The 24,241-nt window shown below is 34.3% G+C and carries 24 protein-coding genes; 16 read left to right on the top strand and 8 right to left on the bottom strand.

The genetic code is table 11. The annotated features are described in order from the left end of the window. Positions 1–2: 2 nt before the first annotated feature. Entirely contained in the window at positions 3–1,724 is a 1,722-nt protein-coding gene (locus LV842_RS03135; RefSeq protein WP_233110002.1) for a cellulase family glycosylhydrolase, read from the bottom strand. A 248-nt stretch (positions 1,725–1,972) separates the two neighbouring features. After that, a complete protein-coding gene (locus LV842_RS03130) occupies positions 1,973–2,935 on the bottom strand; it encodes a Gfo/Idh/MocA family protein (RefSeq protein WP_233110001.1) in 963 nt (320 codons plus the stop codon). Between the two features lie 125 nt (positions 2,936–3,060). Between LV842_RS03130 and LV842_RS03125 the strand changes: the two genes are divergently transcribed. From LV842_RS03125 to LV842_RS03105, 5 genes are all read left to right on the top strand, one after another. Next, the gene (locus tag LV842_RS03125) at positions 3,061–3,711 is read left to right on the top strand and encodes a protein-L-isoaspartate(D-aspartate) O-methyltransferase (RefSeq protein WP_233110000.1); all 651 of its coding nucleotides are present in this window, start codon (positions 3,061–3,063) and stop codon (positions 3,709–3,711) included. Between the two features lie 121 nt (positions 3,712–3,832). Then, positions 3,833–4,228, top strand: coding sequence for a DUF1801 domain-containing protein (locus tag LV842_RS03120; protein ID WP_233109999.1), 396 nt, complete (start codon positions 3,833–3,835; stop codon positions 4,226–4,228). A gap of 321 nt (positions 4,229–4,549) precedes the next feature. Then, complete coding sequence (locus LV842_RS03115; RefSeq protein ID WP_233109998.1) at positions 4,550–4,840, top strand: hypothetical protein; 291 nt, start codon at positions 4,550–4,552, stop codon at positions 4,838–4,840. A gap of 175 nt (positions 4,841–5,015) precedes the next feature. Further along, positions 5,016–5,435: an endonuclease domain-containing protein gene (locus tag LV842_RS03110; RefSeq protein WP_233109997.1), complete on the top strand. Its 420-nt coding sequence runs from the start codon at positions 5,016–5,018 to the stop codon at positions 5,433–5,435. Between the two features lie 260 nt (positions 5,436–5,695). Continuing rightward, positions 5,696–7,681: a urocanate hydratase gene (locus LV842_RS03105; protein WP_233109996.1), complete on the top strand. Its 1,986-nt coding sequence runs from the start codon at positions 5,696–5,698 to the stop codon at positions 7,679–7,681. Between the two features lie 96 nt (positions 7,682–7,777). Here LV842_RS03105 and LV842_RS03100 read toward each other — a convergent pair whose 3' ends face one another. The 3 genes from LV842_RS03100 to LV842_RS03090 form a co-directional block, all read right to left on the bottom strand. Next, positions 7,778–8,467 carry a toll/interleukin-1 receptor domain-containing protein gene (locus LV842_RS03100; RefSeq protein ID WP_233109995.1) on the bottom strand — a complete coding sequence of 230 codons (690 nt, stop codon included), beginning with the start codon at positions 8,465–8,467 and terminating at the stop codon, positions 7,778–7,780. Between the two features lie 39 nt (positions 8,468–8,506). Then, a complete protein-coding gene (locus LV842_RS03095; RefSeq protein ID WP_233109994.1) occupies positions 8,507–9,733 on the bottom strand; it encodes a PIN domain-containing protein in 1,227 nt (408 codons plus the stop codon). Between the two features lie 140 nt (positions 9,734–9,873). Continuing rightward, on the bottom strand, positions 9,874–10,131 hold the full coding sequence (locus LV842_RS03090; RefSeq protein WP_233109993.1) for a hypothetical protein: 258 nt from the start codon (positions 10,129–10,131) through the stop codon (positions 9,874–9,876). Positions 10,132–10,703: 572 nt separating this feature from the next. Here LV842_RS03090 and LV842_RS03085 point away from each other — a divergent pair. Beyond that, positions 10,704–11,294: a DUF6624 domain-containing protein gene (locus LV842_RS03085; RefSeq protein WP_233109992.1), complete on the top strand. Its 591-nt coding sequence runs from the start codon at positions 10,704–10,706 to the stop codon at positions 11,292–11,294. A gap of 314 nt (positions 11,295–11,608) precedes the next feature. Here the strand turns inward: LV842_RS03085 and LV842_RS03080 are convergent, their stop codons facing one another. Then, positions 11,609–12,634 (bottom strand): phosphotransferase, encoded by a 1,026-nt coding sequence (locus LV842_RS03080; protein ID WP_233109991.1) that lies wholly within the window; start codon positions 12,632–12,634, stop codon positions 11,609–11,611. 332 nt (positions 12,635–12,966) lie between these two features. Between LV842_RS03080 and LV842_RS03075 the strand changes: the two genes are divergently transcribed. Then, the gene (locus LV842_RS03075) at positions 12,967–13,665 is read left to right on the top strand and encodes a DUF6261 family protein (RefSeq protein ID WP_233109990.1); all 699 of its coding nucleotides are present in this window, start codon (positions 12,967–12,969) and stop codon (positions 13,663–13,665) included. A 176-nt stretch (positions 13,666–13,841) separates the two neighbouring features. Here the strand turns inward: LV842_RS03075 and LV842_RS03070 are convergent, their stop codons facing one another. Next, positions 13,842–14,174 carry a hypothetical protein gene (locus LV842_RS03070; protein ID WP_233109989.1) on the bottom strand — a complete coding sequence of 111 codons (333 nt, stop codon included), beginning with the start codon at positions 14,172–14,174 and terminating at the stop codon, positions 13,842–13,844. Positions 14,175–14,213: 39 nt separating this feature from the next. On the opposite strand from LV842_RS03070, the gene LV842_RS03065 reads away from it, so the two are divergent. The 5 genes from LV842_RS03065 (at position 14,214) to LV842_RS03045 (ending at position 17,993) form a co-directional block, all read left to right on the top strand. Then, positions 14,214–14,792 (top strand): hypothetical protein, encoded by a 579-nt coding sequence (locus LV842_RS03065; RefSeq protein ID WP_233109988.1) that lies wholly within the window; start codon positions 14,214–14,216, stop codon positions 14,790–14,792. Between the two features lie 13 nt (positions 14,793–14,805). Next, positions 14,806–15,582 (top strand): NAD(P)-binding domain-containing protein, encoded by a 777-nt coding sequence (locus tag LV842_RS03060; RefSeq protein WP_233109987.1) that lies wholly within the window; start codon positions 14,806–14,808, stop codon positions 15,580–15,582. Between the two features lie 11 nt (positions 15,583–15,593). After that, positions 15,594–16,532, top strand: a complete 939-nt coding sequence (locus LV842_RS03055) for a tetratricopeptide repeat protein (RefSeq protein ID WP_233109986.1) — start codon at positions 15,594–15,596, stop codon at positions 16,530–16,532. 57 nt (positions 16,533–16,589) lie between these two features. Then, the gene (locus tag LV842_RS03050; RefSeq protein WP_233109985.1) at positions 16,590–17,195 is read left to right on the top strand and encodes a TonB-dependent receptor plug domain-containing protein; all 606 of its coding nucleotides are present in this window, start codon (positions 16,590–16,592) and stop codon (positions 17,193–17,195) included. A 93-nt stretch (positions 17,196–17,288) separates the two neighbouring features. Next, positions 17,289–17,993: a hypothetical protein gene (locus tag LV842_RS03045; RefSeq protein ID WP_233109984.1), complete on the top strand. Its 705-nt coding sequence runs from the start codon at positions 17,289–17,291 to the stop codon at positions 17,991–17,993. Positions 17,994–18,194: 201 nt separating this feature from the next. Here the strand turns inward: LV842_RS03045 and tpx are convergent, their stop codons facing one another. Then, positions 18,195–18,767 carry a thiol peroxidase gene (gene tpx, locus LV842_RS03040; RefSeq protein WP_233109983.1) on the bottom strand — a complete coding sequence of 191 codons (573 nt, stop codon included), beginning with the start codon at positions 18,765–18,767 and terminating at the stop codon, positions 18,195–18,197. Between the two features lie 165 nt (positions 18,768–18,932). Between tpx and LV842_RS03035 the strand changes: the two genes are divergently transcribed. The 4 genes from LV842_RS03035 (at position 18,933) to LV842_RS03020 (ending at position 24,164) form a co-directional block, all read left to right on the top strand. Next, positions 18,933–20,561 (top strand): NADP-dependent glyceraldehyde-3-phosphate dehydrogenase, encoded by a 1,629-nt coding sequence (locus LV842_RS03035; protein WP_233109982.1) that lies wholly within the window; start codon positions 18,933–18,935, stop codon positions 20,559–20,561. Between the two features lie 175 nt (positions 20,562–20,736). Then, the gene (locus LV842_RS03030; RefSeq protein WP_233109981.1) at positions 20,737–21,240 is read left to right on the top strand and encodes an RNA polymerase sigma factor; all 504 of its coding nucleotides are present in this window, start codon (positions 20,737–20,739) and stop codon (positions 21,238–21,240) included. A gap of 17 nt (positions 21,241–21,257) precedes the next feature. Continuing rightward, entirely contained in the window at positions 21,258–22,070 is an 813-nt protein-coding gene (locus tag LV842_RS03025; protein WP_233109980.1) for a hypothetical protein, read from the top strand. 96 nt (positions 22,071–22,166) lie between these two features. After that, positions 22,167–24,164, top strand: coding sequence for a M4 family metallopeptidase (locus LV842_RS03020; protein ID WP_233109979.1), 1,998 nt, complete (start codon positions 22,167–22,169; stop codon positions 24,162–24,164). Positions 24,165–24,241 lie beyond the last annotated feature (77 nt).

Here is a 24,241-nt window from a genome sequence, read left to right as displayed (position 1 = left end):
TATTATTTCACTTCAAAATATTTCAGATTGACATCATTATTTTCAAAAATAATTCTGATTTTATTTTCTCCTTTTTTTAGATTAATTTCTTTTGCAGAAACGGTTTTCCAGCTTTCATTTCCTCCTGTTGAACTTAATGAAACAGTTGCAAGTTGTTTCCCTGAAGCATCTTCAATTCTTATTTTTGTAGTGTTGTTGCTTGCGTAATTGATGTCAAAAGTATAGGCTTTATCGCTTTTTGCATTGATGGTATATTGAAGCCATTCTCCACTTTCTGTTTTTCCGACATAGTACTGATTGTCATTGGTTTTATAAATATCAACCCCGTCATTTCTCAGTTCATTTCCGGAATTCCATTCAGATCTTTTTGCAGGATCACTTACCCAAAGATTGATGAAATCCTTGTCTGAATAGGCAGCTCCCATTCTTCCTAAATCATACTCTGTTGCAGAGATTTTTGCGGGAATCTGATGGTTTTTAAAAGGCTTTGTAGAACTTTCTTTTGTCTGTCTGAACATGGCATCAATAACATCATTTTTAATTTCGACATTGTTAAACTTATAGTTATCTGCAATTTGTAGTAAAGCTTTTTTTGCAAACTCTTTTGAGGGTTTCTCACCTCCGTTTTTCCAATATTCTAAAAACTTTTGATATTCCGGTGTGATTTTTACATTGGTTATTCCGGCAATATTGTCAATTTTTTTCACGGGCCAGAATGCATAACCGATATTATGCTTATCCAAAAGCTGAATAAGTTCTGTAAACCATACATTCGAGTTTTCGCCAGTTTCTCCCAACCAGATTGGGATATTATGCTTTTCCCTTAAATCTAAAGCAAATTTTAGCGTTGCATCATCATTGTAATTCCAGTATTTATGGAAACTGAATGCCATATTATTATCCCAAAGAGGGGTGAGACCATTGTAGTTGTTTCCCCAACCGTTTCCTTCGATAATGATGATATGTTTTTTGTCAACCGTACGAATCGCCTCTGTAATTTCTTTTTGTAATTTCCAAAGGGGTGCATTAGACATTTCGTCGATTCCGTTAGGATTTTTTCCTGTGAAATTGATATTCGGTTCGTTGATGAGATCATAACCTCCGATCCACGGTTCATCCTTATATCTTTCTGCCAGCTTTTTCCAGAGAGCAATTGTTTTTTTCTGGTTTTCTTCACTGTCCCAAAGTGATGGCTTACTCTTATCATTATCAGAAATATTGACGTCATTTCCTTGTCCGCCCGGTGCAGCATGAAGATCAAGAATCAGATACATTTTGTTGTCTGCACACCATTTTAAAAGATCATCGGTCATTTTAAAACCTTCTTCCAGCCATGTGTTTTCACCTTTTTTAGGCTCTTTTTCAATAGGTAAAGTATACAGATTATAATGCATAGGAAGCCTAATGGAATTGAATCCGGCTTTCTTTAAAAAATCAATATCCTGTTTTGTAATTCCGTTTTTAAGATAGGCTGCATAAAATTCATTCATGCCGTCTTCACCGATCAATTCAGCTATCTTTTGCTTGATCTTGTATTGCGGACCTGCAAAATCTGCGGTTTTCAGCATATAACCTTCCTGCAACATCCATCCTCCCAGACCGATACCTCTTAATTGAACATTCTCTCCTTTGTCGTTTACAATTTTCTGACCATTGGTTTTTAAAAGTTGTGATGTCCCAAATTGAGACAATAAAAAAGTGGATAGAAGGATGACTCTTTTCATAATAGTTTAATTATTTAAAATAATAAGGAGTTGTTTTAAGAATTATAGTTTATACAATGACAAATATATCTAAAAATTGTTGAATAAGAATTAAATAATAGATAATCAATAACATTTTGTTGAATAATTTATGAATACCAAGATTAGACTTAAAATATAATGAAATATGGATTTGTCTATAAAAAAAACGGACCGAAGCCCGTTTGTCTATTGTATAAAATAAGGTAATTCAAAAGAAAATTAAATAATTATGAAATCAATTTCATAATTTCCAAAGCTACTTTTAACGCTTCAGTACCATCTTCCAAAGAAACCTCTACATTTTTACTTTCCGTAATGGCATCAGCAAAGCTTTCAAGTTCATCCAAAATGGCATTATTAGGCTGAATATTTGGATATTCAAATAAAATCTGATTTTTTTCACCTTCTGCATTTTCAATGATCATATCAAATGGAGTAGGGTTTTCCGGAGCATCTTTCATTCTGATCACTTCTGCCTTTTTTTCAAGGAAATCAACAGAAACATAAGCGTCTTTTTGGAAAAAACGGCTTTTTCTCATGGCTTTCATCGAAATTCTGGAAGTCGTAAGATTCGCAACACATCCGTTTTCAAACTCAATTCTGGCATTGGCAATATCCGGAGTTTTACTTACGACACAAACACCGCTTGCATGAATGGTTTTGACTTTAGATTTTACAATGCTTAATAAAATGTCCAGATCATGAATCATTAAATCCAACACCACCGAAACATCCGTTCCGCGAGGATTGAACTCTGCCAATCTGTGGATTTCAATGAACATGGGATCTTGAATATAATCTTTTGCTCCGATAAAAGCCGGATTGTATCTTTCAACGTGTCCAACCTGAGCTTTAATACCATTTTCACGGCACTTATAAAGAATTTCTTCAGCTTGTTGTAAAGTTTGGGTAACAGGTTTTTCAATAAAAAAGTGAAGCTTTTTTTCAATCGCCTTCAAAGCATAATCGTAATGATAAATAGTTGGAGTTACAATATCCAACATCTCGATCTGCTCAAGCAATTCGTCGAAATTCTCAAAATATTTATATCCGAATTCGGCTTCTAATTTTTTTCCGTTTTCTACATCTTTATCATGGAAACCTACAAATTCATATTTATCTGACTGATTAAGAAGACGTAAATGTATTTTTCCTAAATGTCCGGCTCCTACCAAACCTGCTTTTAACATAGCTGTATTAAATTTTTGTAAAGATAATAAAGAAGTTAGATTGTAGAGGTCAGAATTTAGTTTTTTGTGGATAAATCTTTTATTGAATCTTTACAATCTAAGTTCTAATTTCTTATTTTTGTGACATGCAGGATTCGTTTGTACACAAGGGGAAAAGAAAAATTTTGGTTGATTATCTACGAAATAGAATCGGGATTTCGGATGAAAATGTACTTTCGGCAATGAATGAAGTTCCGAGACATCTTTTCATTGAAAGTATTTTTGAAGATTTCGCCTATGAAGACCGTGCTTTTCCTATTTTGGCACATCAAACGATTTCACATCCTTCAACAGTTGCTGAGCAATCCGAGCTTTTACAGGTAAAACAAGGCGAAAAAATCCTTGAAATTGGAACAGGGTGTGGCTATCAGACGGCAGTTTTACTAGCCATGAAAGGCCATGTTTATACCGTTGAAAGACAAAAAGACCTGTTTGATTTCTCAAAGAAAAAGCTTCGTGAAATGCATTTGTTTCCAAAATTTCAGAGTTTTGGAGATGGCTTTGCGGGACTTCCTACTTTTGCTCCATTTGACAAAATCATTGTGACTTGTGGCGCTTCTGTGTTGCCGACAGAATTGTTAAAACAATTAAAAGTCGGTGGAAAAATGGTTATTCCGTTAGGTCCTACAGACGAACAGGTTTTATATAGATTCACAAAAGTTTCTCCGACTGAATTTGAGAAGGAGGAATTTGGGGCCTATAAATTTGTACCGATGTTGGGAAGTACCAACCAATAACACTTTTATTATATTTAAGATTTTAAATAGGATTGCTTAACTTTAAGCAGTCTTTTTGTCATTCCGTAGGAATCTAAGCAATTAAGCTGTGACAGAATCGTATTAATAATAAAACTAAAACATGAGTTCCGATATCCAAAAATACAACGAATCACAAACAGAATCAGATCAGCAAATCTGTGAGAAACTATTTGAAATCATCAGTGAAAATTTGATAGAAGCCGAATCCAAAGTATGGCATGCACATCCTGTCTGGTTTCTGGAGGGAAATCCGATTGTAGGATACAGCAAACAAAAGAAGGGAATTCGGCTGATGTTTTGGAGTGGGAAATCATTTAATGAAGATCTTCTGAATATTCATGGAGTAAAATTTCAGGATGCCTCTGTTTTTTATAATGAGGTTTCTGAAATCAATGAAGAAGATATAAAAAGGTGTCTTCATAAATCTGAAAAAATTCAGTGGGACTACAAAAATATCATGAAGAGAAAAGGAGAATTAATTCAGATAAAAAAATAAATTTTGCAACGTTCGGAATGATAATTGGACTCAAAACAGAACCCGATTATTAAAATCTTAATTGTTACTGACATTTCAATCATCACAGGTTTAGCATTACTCATAAATAGTTACTACAGCTTGTAATAAACATAAAGATGACGAAAAATGATTTTTAATATTAAAGTTAGAAAAAACCTTACTTTTTTAAGAGAGTGAGGTTTTTTATTGGGAAGAATCCATCCAGTCAATGCTTAAATAAAAATCATATTTATTCTCAAAATTCTTAGGAACTTGGAATTATTTTTGTTTAAATTTATGTAACCACTAAATACGAAAATTATGATACCAGAAAATAGCCAACAAGAGCAAGACAGAAGATTAGAACAGCGAGAATACAATCCTAATGAAGATATTTTTAATCGCGAAAAACATATTCCGCTTGACGGAGATGGAAAGCCGATAGAAGATGAAGGCTTTTATGATAGTTTAGATAAAGGACTGGACATTCCGGGAGTAAATGATGACGATGATATGGAAAAAATCGGAAGTGAAGATGAAGAAAATAACTATTGGAGTCGAAGCGATAATGCAGATGACCACGAAGAGAAAAATGATGATGTTTTAACATAGATTTTACCTACAAGATATTGGACCTTACTGAAATTCAGTGAGGTTTTTTTATTTTTGATAAGAACCATTGTAATTGTCCAACGCAAAATTCCCCTCCTCCGGAGGGGTGGATTCGACCGAAGGGAGAAGACGGGGTGGTTCTAGAAAAACACAAACAATAAAAACACAACAAATAATGAAAGAAATCCTTACCGTCATCAATGAAATCCCTATCTACAAAAACCATATAGAAAACCTGCCTTACAATCCCAAATTAAAACCATTACTCAATGGAAAACGAAAAGCCGGAATTCTCAGTGAAGTTTTGTTCTGGATACAGGTTCGTGCAAAAAGCTTCCACAGAATAGATTTTGACAGGCAGAGAATCATAGGGAATTATATTGTTGATTTTTATGTGAAAAACCTTGGATTAGTGATAGAAATTGACGGTTGGAGTCATGATGTAAAAGAATCTTATGATATCGAAAGGCAAAAATATCTGGAATCCTTTGGGTTGCATGTTTTTAGAATTACAGACTTTGATATTAAAAATAATCTGAGTGTCGTCATGAAAGAATTAGAAGATTTTATTATTGAACATTACGGCCGCCAATAAACTTATACACCACAACATTCCCCTCCTCCGGAGGGGTGGATTCGACCAAAGGAAGAAGACGGGGTGGTTCAATAAAGGAGCAGAAGCTATAAAACTCCCGCCATCTCAAACCACCCCGTCAAAAATTCTCACGAATTTTCGCCACCCCTCCAAAGGAGGGGAATTTTCCGGGATTGCGAATTTTCACACATTATTTGCAGGGATTTTTTAATTTGAATATCTTTAAAACTTTGAAATTTTAACTGAACTTAAACTGTACTATGACTTTCCAGGAACAGATACAACAAGGCATTCCAAGCCAGTTACCGACATCCAGACCTTACGAAACCAATATCAATCATGCTCCGAAGCGTAAAGAAATTTTAGGAGACGAAGAGAAAAAATTAGCGCTGAAGAATGCTTTACGTTATTTCGAACCTCAGTTTCATGCAGAATTATTGCCTGAATTTAAGGAGGAGTTGGAAAAATACGGCAGAATTTATATGTATCGTTTCCGTCCGGACTATGAGATGAAGGCGAGACCGATTTCTGAATATCCGGGAAAATCTGAGCAGGCCAAAGCGATTATGCTGATGATTCAGAACAATCTGGATTATGCAGTGGCACAGCATCCTCATGAATTGATTACGTATGGTGGAAACGGAGCGGTGTTTTCTAACTGGGCGCAGTATCTTTTGACGATGAAATATCTGTCTGAAATGACAGACGAACAGACGTTGGTGATGTATTCAGGTCATCCGATGGGATTGTTCCCTTCTCACAAAGATGCGCCGAGAGTGGTGGTTACGAACGGAATGATGATCCCGAATTACTCTAAACCGGATGACTGGGAAAAATTCAATGCGTTGGGTGTGACGCAGTACGGACAAATGACGGCAGGAAGTTATATGTACATCGGTCCGCAGGGAATTGTTCACGGGACTACGATTACCGTCTTAAATGCTTTCAGAAAAATACATAAAGAACCTAAAGGCGGACTTTTCGTGACTTCAGGATTAGGAGGAATGAGTGGAGCTCAGCCAAAAGCAGGAAATATTGCCGGTTGTGTTACCGTTTGTGCCGAGGTGAATCCAAAGATCACAAAAATTCGTCACGACCAGAAATGGGTGAACGAAATTCATGAAAACCTTGATGAATTGGTGGCAAGAGTAAGACAAGCTCAGGAAAATAAAGAAACCGTTTCTTTGGCTTATCTTGGAAATATTGTTGAGATTTGGGAGAAATTTGCGGAGGTAAATTTAAGAATCGATATCGGTTCAGACCAGACTTCGTTGCACAATCCTTGGGCGGGAGGATATTATCCTGTCGGACAAAGCTTTGAGGAATCTAATAAAATGATGGCGGAAGACCCTGAATTATTCAAGGAAAAAGTTCAGGAAACGTTGAGAAGACACGCTGCTGCCATCAATAAACATACAGAAAAAGGAACGTATTTCTTCGATTACGGAAATGCATTCCTGTTGGAAGCTTCAAGAGCAGGAGCCGATGTAATGGCAGAAAATCCTACGTTGGGAAGAGAATTTAAATTCCCTTCTTATGTTCAGGATATTATGGGACCAATGTGTTTCGATTACGGTTTCGGACCGTTCCGTTGGGTATGTACAAGCGGAAATCCGGAAGATTTACAGAAAACCGATGATATTGCATGTGCGGTGCTGGAAGAAATTCAGCAGAACTCTCCTGAGGAGATCCAACAGCAGATGAAAGATAATATTCAGTGGATCAAGGGAGCGCAGGAAAATAAACTTGTGGTAGGTTCACAGGCGAGAATCTTATATGCGGATGCGGAAGGAAGAATGAAGATTGCAGAAGCTTTCAATAAAGCAATTAAAAACGGGGAGATCGGACCGGTAGTTTTGGGGAGAGATCATCACGATGTTTCGGGAACGGATTCTCCGTACAGAGAGACTTCCAACATCTACGACGGTTCAAGATTTACGGCAGATATGGCGATCCACAATGTGATTGGTGACAGTTTCCGTGGGGCAACCTGGGTTTCTATTCATAATGGAGGCGGCGTTGGCTGGGGAGAAGTAATTAACGGAGGTTTCGGGATGTTACTGGATGGAAGCGATGATGCCGACAGAAGATTAAAATCGATGCTGTTCTGGGATGTGAACAACGGAATCTCAAGACGCAGCTGGGCAAGAAATGAAGGCGCTATTTTCGCCATTAAAAGAGCCATGGAAGTAGAACCGAATTTAAAAGTAACGCTTCCGAATATTGTGGATGATAATTTGTTTTAAAACTTTTTAGATATTGAAAAACCTGCCTTATGGCAGGTTTTTTTGTTGATTCTACTGTGATAAAAAAATGATTTGTCTTTTTGCTTTCACCCGAGATTATACAGTAGTAAGTTCGGCTAATTTTTTTGCTATGTTTTCCATTGAATCTTCTCTTGTATCTAAACCATTTCTTGAACCCAATAATGGACTAACATCTCGTAAATCTTCATATGTTGAATTGTGAATAATTGGTACAAGTTGATCTCTAGCAAGTAATACAGAAAGTTCTTTATCTGCAACTCCTTCGTTTTGAATTCTTTTTAAAAAATTGGGCGTAACTAAAACAATTCCAATTTTTGATTTTCCTAATCCTTTATCGATTTCTCGAAGAAATGATGTTCCTAATGGTATATCTTTTTCACTAAACCATACAGAAACTCCATTGGATTCAAGTAAATCGTATAGTTCTTGTGCAGATTCTTTCCTATCATCCCAAGCGTGACAAAGAAAAATATCTTTAATGTCAAGCTTTTCTGCTCTTTGTTCAACAATTTTTCTAACAGGAGTTAAAGTTTTAATTTCTGTTGGAGTATAATAGATTGATGAACCGGACTTTGACCAATTTGCTTTTTGAGTTCGCCCTTTGGTACTGTTATAGTTTCCAGATGTTGAACTTCTTGATGAAGAATAAGTATCATTTGAAGAATAAGAACTATATCCGCGTAGAGATTTATATCTGCAAACAGGGCAATTTTCTGCACCACTGGCAGTTCGATGTCCAGTTACGGGAGCTGTGCATTTTGACATAAAAAAGTTGTTATTTATTATTATATATTAAAATATTTATTAGTATCCGTAATTATTATTAGTTTTATCCTTCTCTATTTTTATAAGTTTTTTAAAGATTTCATTATCAAGTTCAGAATTGTAACTATCTCTATAAGTATTTCTATATGAGTGTTTATTTATAAAATCAATTTTTTCTTTAATAGAGTCTCTCTCTTTTCTCAGTTCTAAAATATAATTATTATAGTTATTTACTCTATCTTCAATCTTTTCACTGATACTCCGATCACTCAAAAAAGACGTTATTTTATCGTCACTATGAATTAGTTTTTCTATTTCAATTAGTCTTTTATGTAAAGAGTCTGCCTGATCATTACTTATTTCGTTATGATAATAATTTTTGTTGTCAAAATACTTTAAGTTTTCCAACTCTGCTGACTTCATAGCTTGAATTTCTTCTAATGCTTTTTTATTTATTTGTTCTTTTAAATACGTTTGACCATAACTTAAAAATCGTTCAGAAGAATACATATGAAATTGTTTTTGTGATTCTTTATATATTTCTTCTACTAACTCTTGTCTTGGTCCCATATTTCTTCCATCTTTTAACTTCCACCACCAATCTGTTTTTCTTTCATCGGTAATTAAAATAATATCTTTATTTAAATCTTTACTGATTTTGATTATTTGTTTCCATAAGACTAGATCTCCGAATTTTCGAAAATTATCTTTGGTTTTTTCATCTTCAAATCCAGGAGGTATCTTTTTTACATATCGATTTTCACCTTCTTCATATATTATTTCGAGTTCTACATTATTAAATTCGTCACCTAATTTTGATTTAAAGAGGGCTGTAAGTTTATTATAAATGGGATCGTCTTTTAAGAATCCACAATATTTTTTTATACTATCTTCGACTTCCATACTCACATTCTCGAAAGCTTCATTAAGTTTAGAATCAATGCTAGAAGATAAAAATGGAGGCTTATTTGTTGATTGTAAATCTTGCTGAATTTGTGAAATTTTACTTAAAAAATCTTTGTAAGCTTTTTCTTGTTCGGCAATAACTTCATATCTATTACGATTATATTCTAAAGCAGCTTGATGAGGGAGATAAATTTTATCAGAAAATTTGGATATTAAATCTATAAGAGTTTCTCTCGTTGTATCTGAGTAACGATATAAGTTAAGTAAAACATTTGTATCGAATACAATTAATCCATTATCCCATATAGTTTTTATTTCGTCATCTGTTTTTTTGTAGTAGCCTTGAAATGATGTTTTCATTGTTAATTTTTAGTATAGTTTTGTAGGTTATAAAGCTTTGATTAACTAAAGATTTATTATCTGTTTTTTGTTGGGTATAATTAAAGCTGTCTTGTGTTAATGTTAGAATTTGATTTAATTAAAATTTATACTGATTAGTTTTAATCTTTAATTACTTCAAAAGACCATGTATAATGACTTGATACAAAAGGTCGATTGCCATTCGTAGGAGTGATTATCTTTGCTTTTATTCTGAATTTTGTTCCAACAGGAAAGTCTGTAGATAGTATTTTAGAACACTGTACGAACATAGTTTCTAAATAAGGATCTTGATTAGGAAGAGGTTTTATATGTACAGGACCATGTTTACCTCTTTCATTCGTTAGAACACTTTGTACTATAATATAATCGTATTCCATATATTATGATTTTGTTATAGTTTTTATGTTAATTGATTAATGTCAAATATAAATAACATCATTCTTAAAACCTTACGGTTTTCCATAATCAAAAAAACTTCCATCCTCAAAACAAACCCGTTTCAAACCACCCAACTCCTCCGATCATTACAATCACCCTTAAAACAAACCTTCGGAGTCCTCCGTTTGTTTAAAACAAGGTTGTTTGTGACTACCGGAGAACTTCTTTAGTTTCCTGCAACTTGCGGGAGACCTTCGGAGGGCTTCTTTGGTTTAAAACAAGGATGTTTGTAACCAAAGAAGTTTTTATTGGGGATTATGATACTTTGTTTTAAAACTTTTTAAATGAAAAAAACCTGCTGTGAGGCAGGTTTTGTATTCTTATGAGAGTGTGGATTTAAAATTACTGTTCTTTATTTTTTAAGTATTAGGTACGGATTGCAAATCCGCGAGATCGGGGAAAAATTATCTATACTTTATTCCGACACTTAAAAATAATTCCTACTTTTGGGAACAATTAATTTTTAACCAAAAATGGTCAACCTATATTGGAATATGACACAAAAATAGAAATGAAAATAAAAAAAATAGTATTTAGCATATTAACCGCTCTTGTTTTAATAATATCAATATTCCTTTATATGAATAGGGATAAATTTGTCTATGTAGGTTCAGTAGATATTATTGAAGTCGATTGCAGCAAAAAAAATCAAATCTTGAGCGAAGTTTTAGAAAGTGACCAAAGGATTAGAAAATCAAATGAACTCATCAAATACGCTAAAGAAGATCATAGGAATCAAGAATTAGTGATTAGCATTATTGAAAAGTGTGGTATGCCAACATTAAAGGAGGTGGGTCAAAAACAAATGGATGCAATCTGGTTGGGACTACAACATAGTACTAAAGAAATCAGAAAAAAGTATTTTCCATATATCGAGAAAGCGGTAAAAAATGGAGACTTATCTAAGCAACAATATGCATTGATGAAAGATAGGATGTTAATGGACGACGGGAAGCCTCAAATATACGGTTCGCAAATAGAAAATGGTAAATTGTATCAATTAGAAAATCCTGAAACCGTGAACGAAAGAAGAAAAGAAATGGGAATGGAACCAATAGAGGATTATTTAAAGAATTTCAATATTCAGTTCAATCCGAATTAACAAAATAACCTGTTTCAAACCACCCAACTCCTTCCATCATTACAACCACTCTTAAAACAAACCTTCGGAGTCCTCCGTTTGTTTAAAACAGGGTTGTTTGTGACTACCGGAGAACTTCTTTAGTCTCCCGCAACTTGTAGGAAACCTTCGGAGGACTTCTTTGGTTTAAAACAAGGGTGTTTGTAACCAAAGAAGTTTTTATTTGAGATTATGATATTTCGTTTTTTAAAACTTTTTAGATAAAAAAAACCTGCTTTGGGACAGGTTTTTTATTCTTACGAGAGTGCGGATTTAAAATTACTATCCTTTATTTTTTAGGTATTAGGTACGGATTGCAAATCCGGGATATTGGAGCTTATTTCTTTCGTTTGGTAATATTCCACCCAATTTTTTATTCTTCCGACAAACATTTTAAGATAGTTTTCTGTTAAGAATATATTGGACCAATCAAAGCGCTGAGCTTGAACACCGAGGTAAAATACAAAAACGGATGCTCCTGCTTCCGGAATTAATTTCAGTTCTTTTTCAGATAAACTTCTTTCTTTTTTATAACCGTTGAGAAAACTTTCAACTTTCATTTCATATTCGTTCTTGTCTGATTCAATGAAAAATAGTTGCTTGCAAAAATAACCGATATCTAAGATCAAAGGTCCGTTTCCACAATTATCAAAGTCAAAAATGGTAATCTCATCTTCTTTATTGACGCTCAGATTATCATACCAGATATCGAGATGAACTATTCCTTTTTGATTTTCTGATAAATTACTGTCTTCAAAATTTTGGGATATCTCAGGAGTAATTTGTCTGATATACTTCATTTCACTTAAATCATCAGAGAAAAATACATTTAGATCATCATAAGCCTTATTCAAAAGCACCTCAGGATTGTAGTGTATTCTATCGATTTCTTTAGTTGCAGTTATAGTATGAATCTTAGCCATCATTGAACCAATGGCAAAGCAGGTTTTATTTGACATATATCGCATTTTTTCACCTTCAGCAAATGAAAAAAGTACGACATATCGTAAGCCTTCCGGAGCATTGATTTCTTGGATTAAATTTCCGTTTTCATCAGGAATCGGAAATGATACGGAAAGACCGTTGTTTTTAAGTAAGTTTAAAAGCTCTAATTCCTGCTGGATTTCAACTTTTGTTCTCCAATTATAACAATATACTCTAACAGCATATTTTGTATGAACACCGGATATGAAATAGGTGTGATTGACTCCGGTTCTAAAAAGCTTACAATCAAAACTTTCTTTCAATTGATATTTTTCACTGATAAATTCACCTAATTCTTTTTGTGATAATGTTGAAGCTATAATAGGAAAAGTTGTCATTTTCAGTAGATTTTCTATAAGTGTGGCTAATGGATTGGATTAAAACAATGGGGAATAAGTTCAAATATAAAAAATAAAGCCATTCTATTCTAATATAATCTTAAAATATAGTTTAGGACTTCTTTGTTTAAAACAAGGGTGTTTGTAACCAAAGAAGTTTTTATTTGAAGATTACTGATCTTACTTTGCTTTTTTTCTTGAATGAAAAGGCTTTGTAAACCTTAGAAACAATAAGCCGTAAAAAATATTTTCGGACTTTGTGTTAAATTAAATCGATGATAATCAAAATTTTATATATTTGATTTTTAATTTATTAACCAAAACACAAACGTATGAAAATTACACTCACGAAACTGAGTACTAAGGACCTTGCGACCTTAGCTCAACGCGTTATTTCAAATGCCCAGTCAGGAAAATATCCTGTAATTACCAACCATCCTCTTACCGCAACTTTGGAAACCTCATGGAAGGAGTATGACAAAGTGTATGCAAAACAGATCTACAGCGGAAAGGGAAAAGACGTCGCTACGGCAGACTACGAAAGAGATCTTGCCTACAACAGTCTCAAGGCCTTCCTGAACGGATACCGGAAACTTTCTTCAGCGGCTAATTATCAGGTTGCGGAAGACCTGTACGGAATATTTAAAAAGTTCGGACTGGATCTGGACCGATTAAGCTATTCCTCACAGACGGCTCAGATGAAAAAGCTGATCGAAGAACTGGAAACCCCTGAAAACCTTCAGAACATTTCTCTTCTTGTTTTGGATACGGCGTTTGCAGACATGAAAGCTAAGCATGAAGACTTTGAAACCATTTTTGCAGATCAGGCAGCAGCCAATGCAGACCTTCGTCAGCTGACCAGTGCTACCGCCATTCGCAGAGGATTGGAGAAAAACCTGAAAACGTATTTTAATCTGCTGACCGCTATGAAAGACGTTCCGGAATGGGAGCTTCTCTACCGCGATACGAATGAGCTGGTGAAGGCAGCGAAGAATTCCGAACTCAGGAGAAAAGACCAAAACCCATCTTAGATGATGAAAAACAATTCAGCATTGTGTTGAGTTGTTTTCTTCCGTCAGTTCGAGTGAAATTCTGAAAGAATTTTGTATCGAGAACTTCGTACGATCTGCATAAAGTTCCCAATATAATTTTCCTTTAGAAAAGCACCGGACTGGCGTATTCATTATGAATAACAGGAATCATATTATTAAAAAATGATATTTTTAGGTGAGGAAATTGTTTTGCCTTGAATTGAATCCGTCTTAAATGATAGAAAACAATTAATCATTGTTTTTAATTTTTTCCTTCCGTCCGTTCGAGTGAAATTCTGAAAGAATTTTGTATCGAGAACTCCGTTACGATCTGCATAAAGTTCCCGATACATTTTTCCTTTAGAAAAACACCCGAACTGACGGAATTCATTAGGAATGGCAGCAATCATATCATTTAAAATAATATTTTTGGGAGATGAAATTGTTCTATATTTGAATATAACCATAAACGATTGAGAAATATGGATCGATACAAGTTTCCGATACATTTTTCTTCGTTTTATTTTGAAAAACACGAATAACAAAAAATGAAAACTTTAAAATTGAGCCTTTTCCTGTTTCCGATTTTACTTTTTGCACAAAACAGTCTTCCGGATTTACCTTTGAAAGATCAGATCGATCAAAATAATGAAGTTCAAAAGCTGTTGAAGCTTAAAAACAATGAAATCGCAGTATCTTTTTATACTAATGGTGGATTAGGCTATCAGTTTACTATTGATCATTTTATCTATAAAGAAAACGGTGATATTGTACATGATAAAGAGAAAATCTACTTCAAGCGGGGCAAAAAACATCAAAGGGATAAGATAAAAGTAGGGGAATCAGAAAAAACTGATTTAAAGGATATTATACAGTCAGAATTTTTCAAAGACTTCGCAAGATATACTCAGGCAGATTTCCAGTACTCGGAAAAGAACCATCAGATCTGTGCTACAGGCTATGTTGACGATGCCCCGGAAAATTTTGTGATGATTACACAAAACGGTAAGCAAAGTACAATTATGGTTTATTTGCCAAAAGCTAATGCAACATGCAGTGCTGAAGGTTCTCCGTTGATGAAATTTATTCAGTTGCATCAATTATTTGGAATAGAGCTCGAGAGATAGATAAAAAATGAATATGAAAAAACTAGGAATTATCGGCTGTGGCTGGTTGGGAAATCACATGGCAGAACGTTTGTCAGACCGATACAAAATCTACGCAACAACAACCTCCGAATCGAAAATAGAAGCATTTAAATCCAAAGGATACGTTCCAACCTTAGTCAGTTTTTCTGATGAAGGCTCCGAAACCTTAAAAGAATGGGAGATTGCCCACGAGCTGGATGCGATCATTATCAGTATTCCTTTTTCAGGAATCAGAGGAAAGCAGGTTTCTATGAAAACAAGACAGGAAAATGTACTGAAATTCCTTGGAGATTATAAAGGTCAGCTTTTTTTAACGAGTTCAACAGGAGTTTATCCCGAGTTTGAAAAAGAATATAAGGAAGAAGATCAGCCGGTAGAAAATGTGGAAAGCGAACACTTTATTAAAGATAAGTTTCCGGATGTCAATATTTTAAGATTAGCAGGATTAATGGGAGATCAGCGATTGCTGAAGAATTATAATATCTCCAATTTGGATCAGCTGGTGAATCATATTCATTATGCAGACATCTGTTCTGTGGTTGAAAAAATGCTGGATCAACAGTCTCAGGGAAAAGTATACAACCTTGTCGCGCCAGTTCATCCTAATAAAGAAGAGATAATTAATGCACAGAAAGACTTGCCATATTCGGGAGAACGTACCGAAAAAGGAAGGCTGATTTCGTCTGCCAAATTAATTTCAGAACTGGATTTTGAATTTCAATATCCTGATCCGAGGTATTTTCATTCTCCAATAATAACCAGAAAATAAGAGATTTGAATATGAGAAAATACTTTTTTAGTTTAATCTTCGGAGCATTATTTTCAATTCCGGTTTTTGGATGTCTGAATGGAGAAAGCTTACGATTGAAAGATGGGTCTCTTCTTTATGAAGATTATGAAGGGTTTGTTCCTTATGGTCATCAATTTGGAGATAATGAAGAGTTGATGAAGATTTTAGTTTCATTGGAAAAAAATTATAAAGAGACCGGGAAAATAGAATATTTATCAGATAAAGGATTGGTCCTAATCATTCAAGGAAAGTATCAGGAAGCCATTGAACTGTATAAAAAGATTGAAAAACTTCAACCCAATAGATATTCTACCGCTTCAAATCTAGGAACAGCTTATGAGTTAATAGGTAATAATTCCGAAGCCTTAAAATGGATTGAAAGAGCCGTAAAAATCAATCCTGAATCCCATTTTCATTCAGAATGGATTCATGTCAATATTTTAAAGGCTAAAATTAAGCGTGAAAAAAATATCACATCGAAGTTTTTAATTGAACATGATTTTGGCAATGGAAAATATCCTGTATCGGATTTGGACAAAGCAGAACTTTTTAAACTTAAGGAAATGGTTTATTATCAGTTGAATGAGAGGGTTTCATTTGTAAAGCCTAAAGACAAAATTGTAGCACAGCTTTTATTTGATTTAGGAAATATTTCTTATTTATCCGGTGAAAAAGAAGAGGCGTTGGAAACTTATAAAATTGCAAAGGAATATGGATTTAATCTTCCTGTTTTAGAGGAAAGAATGAAATTGCATTCTTCGCCGACTGTTGATAATCTGAAAAGAAATGCAACCGGAGAGATAAAAAACCAGACAGAACGGATAAGAAAAACTTATCTCATAGGAATGTTTGTTTCTGTTTTTGCTTTAATTTTTTCAGGGCTGATTGTTCTTACGTTTAGAAAGAAAATTTCCTTAATGATAAAATAATCGAGTACTTTCCAACCTTTTCAAAAAAATTATACATCTTTATATAAAAAAGAGACCATGAAAATCACAATACCAACACCCTGCCATGAAAACTGGGAAGCAATGACTTCTGAAGAAAAAGGAAGATTTTGTTCAGTATGTTCGAAAACAGTGAGAGATTTTACCCGTAGTTCTGATGAGGAACTTTATCAGGAAATGAAATCTGATCCGGATATTTGCGGGAATTTTAATGAAAATCAGCTAAACAGGAATATCGCTTTATCTGTTTTTGGGAAAATAGCTTTAGGGTTAGTAGTGAGCTTAGGCGCATCCATCACTGTGAATGGTCAGAAATTAAAAACAGACGAAGACCTAAAAAAAATAGATTTTAAACAAGGTTTTGTGGGTTTTCGTAAAGTAAATGATACAATTGGTGCCTCTAATTGGGTAGGAAGACCTTCAAAAAAAGATATAGAGTCTACACAGCCGAGGATTTTTTTAGATGGATTCAGAATTTCAGAAGATAAAATGAAGAAGCTGAATCGGGAAAATATAGAATCAATCGATATATTGGACGGAACAGCGGCAACAGCAATTTATGGTAAAGAAGGGCAATACGGAGCAGTTGTTATTACTTCCAAAAAGATACTTAAAAACAGAAAATCTAAAATTGAAAATAAATAAAAACTTCAGACATGTAGTTTTATTTATTTTAGGTTTGATTTCTTTCCAACCTTTTATCAAAACAAAGCATCTGTATAAGTAAAAGAGGTTACTATGAAAATCACAATACCAACACCCTGCCATGAAAACTGGGAAGCAATGACTCCCGAAGAAAAAGGAAGGTTCTGTTCTGTCTGTTCAAAAACGGTAAGAGATTTTACTGTTTCCTCGGATGAGGAAATCATGGAGGTCTTTTCAAATTCTACAGAAGAAATCTGCGGGAATTTTTTCGCCTCTCAACTGAATAGAAATCTGCAATACTCTTATATCAATTCTGTTTTTGTAAAGTTTGCAGTAGGTTTTATTCTTACGACAGGAGGTTGGGTTTCTGTACAGGCACAGCAAAATATAGTGTGTGATACTTTAAATACAGAAAAACTGGATGAGGTGGTGGTTTATACCGGATTGGGTCATCAAACAAAAAAAATGTTTCTAGGATCTACTACAGTGGTTTCTGAACATGATTTGATGAAAGCTCAACAAAATAATTCTACAGGAGATCCCTCAAAACTGGATAAAAAGGAAATCAGGATTGGAGGAGTACGATCAACCTTGAAAGAGGAAGAGAAACTTGTGGTTGTATTAGATGGAAAGATAGTTGACTTAAAAGAATTGCAGCAAACAGATCCCAATTCAATAAAAAGCATAAATATTTTGAAAGATGCTTTTGCAATAGCACTATATGGTTCAAAAGCTAAGAATGGAGTTATCGTGGTGACCACGAAAAAGAAAGGGAAGGCTAAAAAGAAAGTAAACTAACAATTGTTTTCCACTAAAAAATAGGAATAAAAAAGGGAATGACTAAAATGCTTCGACTCCGCTCAGCATGACATTCTAATACTAACATCGATATTTTAATAATTAAATTGTAGGTGTCATGCTGAGCTTGTCGAAGCATCTTTCCATAAAAAATCTCAAGTAATTGTTACCTGAGATTTTTAGTTATTTTAAAAGTACAACTTAGTTTTTCACAGCTTTGATGGCTGCTTCATAATTCGGTTCATGGGAAATATCTGCAACCTGCTCTTCATAGATGATTTTTCCTGAAGGATCGATTACTACGACCGCTCTGCTTAACAATCCTTTCATCGCAGAATCTGTAATTTCTACTCCGTACGTTTTTCCAAAATCTGAACGGAAGTCTGAAAGCATCACCACATTTTTAATTCCTTCTGCACCGCAGAATCTTTTTTGAGCGAAAGGTAAGTCTTTGGAAATGCAAAGAATCACTGTATTCGGAATGCTGGCTGCATCTTCGTTGAAATGATGCACAGAAGCCGAACAAACACCCGTATCTACACTTGGAAAAATATTCAGGATCAGATATTTTCCTTTGTAAGAATCCAACGTTTGATCCTTCATGGTAACATCTGTAAGCGTGAATTTGGGAGCCTGTTTATTGACAGTTGGTAATTTGGCATACGTATGAACGGGTTTTCCTCCGGCTAAAACCGTGTTTGCTGTTTTAGAGTTTTGTGCCAAAGCAAACGATGAGAAAAACAATAACGCACCGAAAACGAATTTTGAATACATGAATTTTATTTTTAAACAAAATTATTCTTTTTTCAGGCAGCTTATATTAATTTTCATTTAAAAACCGCTCAAATAGAGCAAATCTATTAAGTCCCTTTTTTAAAATCAAATTTTACGTCTAACTTTATTCTTTCAAATTTCAAAAGTATTAAAAACAGAAAATTTATGGAGTCAGTAAATACACCGTCACGGTATGAGATCTTCAAATCTGAAAACGAAATCCCCGAAGAATATAAAGTCCCCGAAATTCATCAGAAGGTTTATCTTTTAAATGGAGAACTGGTAGAGTGGAAGGGCGATGTACAAAATATCTATTCGCCGGTCTGCATTCCTACGGAAAACGGTCTGGAAAGGAAACTATTGGGAAGTATTCCGAATATAGGTCCTGAGGAAGCGATGAAAGTTCTTGATGCCTGCGTAAAAGCATACGATAACGGATTAGGTGAGTGGCCGACCATGTCTGTGGAAGGAAGAATCAAATGCATGCAGAAGTTTGTGTATTTAATGATTCAACAGCGTGATCTGGTGATTAAATTGCTGATGTGGGAAATCGGAAAAACATTGGCAGATTCTACCAAAGAATTTGACAGGACGGTAGATTATATCAATCAGACTATTGATGCCCTGAAAGATTCAGACAGAGAATCTTCACGTTTTCAACAGGCGGAAGGAACGATCGCTCAAATCAGAAGGGCGCCGCTTGGCGTAGTTTTGAGTATGGGACCGTTTAATTATCCTTTAAATGAAATTTTCACAACATTGATTCCCGCTTTGATAATGGGAAATACCATTTTATTTAAACTTCCCAAGCATGGTGTTTTAGCACATTATCCTTTATTGAATGCGTTCAAAGAAGCTTTCCCGAAAGGAACGGTGAATACGTTATACGGAAAAGGTTCAGAAATCATTACACCGATTATGGAAAGCGGAAAAGTGAATGTTTTGGCATTTATCGGCTCCAGTAAAGTGGCTAACGGATTGAAAAAACTGCATCCGAAAGTGAATCGTTTAAGAGCTATTCTGAGTTTGGATGCTAAAAACGCTGCCATTGTTACTAAAAATGCCAATCTGGATGTTGCGGTAAGCGAATGTATTTTAGGTGCTCTTTCTTTTAACGGACAGAGATGTACGGCTTTAAAGTTAATTTTCGTTCAGAAAGAAGTTGCAGAAGAATTTACCCAAAAATTGACAGCTGCTGTTTCTGCCATGAAACCCGGACTTCCTTGGGAAAAAGATGTGAAAATTACTCCGCTTCCGGAAGTGAATAAACCACCTTATTTAAAGGAATGTATTGAAGATGCCATTTCAAAAGGGGCAAAAGTATTGAATGGAAACGGAGGATTTACAGAAGAATCTTTTGTTTTTCCTGCGGTAGTTTTCCCTGTCAATAGTGAAATGAAACTGTATCATGAAGAGCAGTTCGGTCCGGTAATTCCTGTAGTTCCGTTTGATGATATTGAAGAACCGATCGATTATCAGGTGAATGCCGACCACGGAATGCAGGTCAGTATTTTCAGTGAAGATCCTGTTGAAATTGCCAAACTGATTGATCCTTTTGTAAATCTGGTAAGCAGGGTCAATATCAATTGTCAAGCGCAGAGAGGTCCCGATGTTTTTCCTTTTACAGGAAGAAAAGACAGTGCGGAAGGTACACTTTCTGTTTTTGATGCTTTACGTTCGTTTTCTATCCGTTCTTTAGTGGCTGCTAAACTGACGGACTCCAATAAAGAATTATTAAATACGATTGTAAGGGAACATGATTCTAATTTTTTAAGTACAGATTATATTTTTTAATGTAATTATCAAATAAAAAGAAATCTGCAATAATAGTATTGCGGATTTTTTTATTTGATAAAAATCAAAACGATATATATATATCAAGCTATTAAAATAGACTGTGATATTTAAAATTTAAAATAAACTGTAACAAATTGTAAAAATTCCTACTAACTGAGACATAGCCAAAAACATGTCTTCACTGGAAAAAGAGTTCTTAGAGAAAATTGAAAAGCATAAAGGTGTGGTTTTTAAGATCTCTAAGATGTATATGGATAACCTTGACGATCAGAATGATCTCTATCAGGAGATCATCTATCAGGCATGGAAATCTTACAGCGATTTTCAGAAAAAGAGTGAATTTTCTACATGGCTTTACAGAACCGCCCTCAATACTGCTATTGTATTTCTCAGAAGCGAAAAAAAACGTAGTTTTATTCAGAATCAGAGTATAGAAAATCTTAGTGTTTATCAAGAATCTTATAATGATACAGATGACAGGAACATGAAGATGATGTATGAAGCCATCCATCAGTTGAGTTCCATCGACAAAGCACTTATTTTTTTCTTTCTGGAAGATTTTCCTGGTAAGGAAATAGCCAAACAGCTGGGAATTACAGAGGTAAATGCAAGAGTGAAACTCAACCGGGCAAAAGCCAAACTGAAAGAAGTAATTGAAAAACAACGAGCTGTTTAAATTTTAAACAAAAAAGTATGGAATTAGAAAATTTTAAAGAACTCTGGAATAAAGACAGTCAGGATCTTCCGGAAATTTCTTTGGAAAAACAGGATGAAATTCATTCTCCGCTGGAGATGATCAGAATTAATATGAAAACTGAATTTTGGTTAATGGTAATCACTTTACCAATGATTTTGATTGGTTTTCCGTTTACGACCGATGATTTTAACGTAAAAACCATTTCAATATTCGTTGCCGTTTTAACGGTTGGATTGATCGTGTATTTTTATTCAAGGTTTCTGAAACTGTATAAAATGCTTAAAAAAAGCAGTATTAATACAAATTATGATCTTTTCAATATCAGAACACAGCTTTTGGTGGCAAAAGAAATTTATATTTCTTATTATGTTTCTTATATTCCATTGGCATTTGTTTCTTCTCTTGAACAAATTGATTTTCAGTTTAATGAAGATTATCATCTTGCCATTTTTGCCATAAGCTTTCTGATTGCTATTTTAATACTATGCATTATTATAAAATACTGGGTTTATTATATGTATGGCAAATACATTGAAGACGTTGTAAGATTGGTAGATGAGCTGAATGATATGGAAGTATACCCCAAAAAACAAAGAAATAAAACTTGGTTTGAGCGTTCTCAGAAATTTTTCATTAACAAATTTGGGATTGGCGGGAATATTTTGAACACGGTTTTGTGGTTTATTTCAGGGTACATTTTTATTACCATATTTCTATCATTAGTTCTTGTTTTAATTATAGTACTCGGAGCGAAATTTCATTTTATTGATTTGGATACTCTTCTAAAAGCTTTAGAAAGAAGAGGCTAGGTTTTTTTTGAAAAAAATATTTAAAGATAAATTAATAAAAATGTAACAAATTTTTACTTTTCCTACTAACTGTCAGATTTAATCAAGAAAAATAATATGAAAAAGACAGTTACATTTGTTAAGGCATTGATGTTCACTTTTGCCATTGGTATTGCACCACAATCTTTGGTGAAGGGTCAGAACAAGGAAAGAACGGAAATTTCGGTTAAAGATCTTCCGAAAATTTCTACCCCGACTTCAATGGGAAGTTTTTATGCAAATTTCAGTGGAAGTGATATTCCTTCAGGCTTTTTGATTAATCATTTAGGAGAATGGTTAGGAACAGGAAATGATCATACTTTTAATTTTGTAAAAGCTTCAACTGATGAATTGGGAATAAAACATACAGTTTATCAGCACTTTTATAAAGGAGTAAAAGTTGCGGATGAAGTAATTTTACTTCACGAAAAAAATGGAAAACTAACGTATGTAAATGGTGAAATTTCAAGAAATATTGATGTGCAGCTTGGAAATACAATTTCGCAAATGGAGACGGAAAAAATCGCATTTTTAGATATGAAAGCGGTTGGTAATACGAAGTTTTCAGATTACGAGCAACTTATTACAAAAGTAAATACTGCAAGAGGAGTTGAGTTATATTCTGTATCAAAAATTGAAGCATTTTCTTTAAAACCATTAAATGCATTTACTTATTATATTGATAATTCTACAAAAGATATTGTAAAGAAAATTTCAAAATCTTATAAAGCAGACACGCCTTCAAACAGTTTGACTTTATATAAAGGAGCACAGAATATTACTGTGGATTCTTACAGTGGAGGTTACAGATTGAAGGATAATGCCAGAAATATTCATACGCTCGATGCAACGAATCTTACCGGAAGTTTTAACCCAACCACAGGCGAATTAATCGGGGCTGTAGAATATTCAAACGCAACGGCGAACTTTACGTCTGCTGCAACAAAACCTGCTGTTGAGGTTCAATGGGCAATGGAAGTTTCGCATGATTATTATGTGAGCAGACACAACAGAAACAGTTATGACGGAAACGGCGCTTTGGTGAGAAATTATTATAATGTTGATTTTGGGTTATTTGATCCTTCTTCTCCGGGCTATGGAATGAATGCTGCTGCGCTTGACCAAAGCGGAATTGTATGTATGGTTTACGGAAACGGAGCTTTACCTCCATATCCGTCAGGAACAGTTGCAGGACCTGTTGTTGGAATTGATGTTGCCGGTCATGAATATTCACATTTGATTATAGGAAGAAACGGCTTAGGTGGTTTGAATTATCAGGGAGAGTCAGGAGCATTGAATGAAGCGATTGCTGATATGATGGGAACCTCCATTGAGTTTTATTCTGGAATTACTCCGAACTGGACAATCGGTGAAGGAATTTTAAATTCAGCTGTTATTAATCCTGGATATTTCAGAAGTATGTCGAATCCTAATTCTGGACCTGCAATGCTGGGTTCTCAACAACCTGATACTTATCAAGGAACATATTGGGTAAATCCTACAAGTACAACGGATAATGGGGGAGTTCATACCAATAGTGGAGTTGGAAATTATTGGTTCTATCTTCTTTCAAATGGAGGGACTGGAACGAATGATATAGGAAATGCATTTAATGTAACAGGAATCACAATTCAGAAAGCTGAAAAAATTATTTATAGAGCATTAACCAATTATATGACTCCAAATACAACATTTTTAGATGCTTATAATGCTACAAAACAAGCGGTTACAGATTTGTACGGAGCATCTGGTACAGAACAGCAACAAAATGTAAATGCTTGGTACGCTGTAGGAATCGGAAACGGAATTTTAGCAACAAATGAAGTGAAAGATAATATTGAAAGTCAATTTAATATTTACCCTAATCCTGTTAAAAACGGAATATTTACGATTGAAAATAATAAAAATGAAGCGGTATTTGAAGTTTATGATGTTTCAGGAAAATTGGTAAAACAATCTGAGAAATTAAATAAAGGAATAAACAGAATCAATATAAATGGAATTCAGAAAGGAGTTTATATTGTTAAAATTAATTCAAATGGTACTGCTGTTTCCAAAAAAATAGTAGTGGAATAAAGCTAGTTGTTATGTAATGACATCGAAGCCCGGCAGGAAATATTTCTGTCGGGCTTTTTTATTATTTTCACAAAAAG

The organism is Chryseobacterium gwangjuense (assembly GCF_021311115.1).
Classification (GTDB): Bacteria; Bacteroidota; Bacteroidia; order Flavobacteriales; family Weeksellaceae; genus Chryseobacterium; species Chryseobacterium gwangjuense.
The sequence above is the reverse complement of the archived record's forward strand: the minus strand, read 5'-3'. Positions and strand labels throughout refer to the sequence as shown.

Bases quoted from the DNA above. Each gene is read 5' to 3' on its own strand.
- LV842_RS03135 (WP_233110002.1), bottom strand. From the start codon at position 1,724: ATGAAAAGAGTCATCCTTCTATCCACTTTTTTATTGTCTCAATTTGGG.
- LV842_RS03130 (WP_233110001.1), bottom strand. From the start codon at position 2,935: ATGTTAAAAGCAGGTTTGGTAGGAGCCGGACATTTAGGAAAAATACAT.
- LV842_RS03125 (WP_233110000.1), top strand. From the start codon at position 3,061: ATGCAGGATTCGTTTGTACACAAGGGGAAAAGAAAAATTTTGGTTGAT.
- LV842_RS03120 (WP_233109999.1), top strand. From the start codon at position 3,833: ATGAGTTCCGATATCCAAAAATACAACGAATCACAAACAGAATCAGAT.
- LV842_RS03115 (WP_233109998.1), top strand. From the start codon at position 4,550: ATGATACCAGAAAATAGCCAACAAGAGCAAGACAGAAGATTAGAACAG.
- LV842_RS03110 (WP_233109997.1), top strand. From the start codon at position 5,016: ATGAAAGAAATCCTTACCGTCATCAATGAAATCCCTATCTACAAAAAC.
- LV842_RS03105 (WP_233109996.1), top strand. From the start codon at position 5,696: ATGACTTTCCAGGAACAGATACAACAAGGCATTCCAAGCCAGTTACCG.
- LV842_RS03100 (WP_233109995.1), bottom strand. From the start codon at position 8,467: ATGTCAAAATGCACAGCTCCCGTAACTGGACATCGAACTGCCAGTGGT.
- LV842_RS03095 (WP_233109994.1), bottom strand. From the start codon at position 9,733: ATGAAAACATCATTTCAAGGCTACTACAAAAAAACAGATGACGAAATA.
- LV842_RS03090 (WP_233109993.1), bottom strand. From the start codon at position 10,131: ATGGAATACGATTATATTATAGTACAAAGTGTTCTAACGAATGAAAGA.
- LV842_RS03085 (WP_233109992.1), top strand. From the start codon at position 10,704: ATGAAAATAAAAAAAATAGTATTTAGCATATTAACCGCTCTTGTTTTA.
- LV842_RS03080 (WP_233109991.1), bottom strand. From the start codon at position 12,634: ATGACAACTTTTCCTATTATAGCTTCAACATTATCACAAAAAGAATTA.
- LV842_RS03075 (WP_233109990.1), top strand. From the start codon at position 12,967: ATGAAAATTACACTCACGAAACTGAGTACTAAGGACCTTGCGACCTTA.
- LV842_RS03070 (WP_233109989.1), bottom strand. From the start codon at position 14,174: ATGTATCGGAAACTTGTATCGATCCATATTTCTCAATCGTTTATGGTT.
- LV842_RS03065 (WP_233109988.1), top strand. From the start codon at position 14,214: ATGAAAACTTTAAAATTGAGCCTTTTCCTGTTTCCGATTTTACTTTTT.
- LV842_RS03060 (WP_233109987.1), top strand. From the start codon at position 14,806: ATGAAAAAACTAGGAATTATCGGCTGTGGCTGGTTGGGAAATCACATG.
- LV842_RS03055 (WP_233109986.1), top strand. From the start codon at position 15,594: ATGAGAAAATACTTTTTTAGTTTAATCTTCGGAGCATTATTTTCAATT.
- LV842_RS03050 (WP_233109985.1), top strand. From the start codon at position 16,590: ATGAAAATCACAATACCAACACCCTGCCATGAAAACTGGGAAGCAATG.
- LV842_RS03045 (WP_233109984.1), top strand. From the start codon at position 17,289: ATGAAAATCACAATACCAACACCCTGCCATGAAAACTGGGAAGCAATG.
- tpx (WP_233109983.1), bottom strand. From the start codon at position 18,767: ATGTATTCAAAATTCGTTTTCGGTGCGTTATTGTTTTTCTCATCGTTT.
- LV842_RS03035 (WP_233109982.1), top strand. From the start codon at position 18,933: ATGGAGTCAGTAAATACACCGTCACGGTATGAGATCTTCAAATCTGAA.
- LV842_RS03030 (WP_233109981.1), top strand. From the start codon at position 20,737: ATGTCTTCACTGGAAAAAGAGTTCTTAGAGAAAATTGAAAAGCATAAA.
- LV842_RS03025 (WP_233109980.1), top strand. From the start codon at position 21,258: ATGGAATTAGAAAATTTTAAAGAACTCTGGAATAAAGACAGTCAGGAT.
- LV842_RS03020 (WP_233109979.1), top strand. From the start codon at position 22,167: ATGAAAAAGACAGTTACATTTGTTAAGGCATTGATGTTCACTTTTGCC.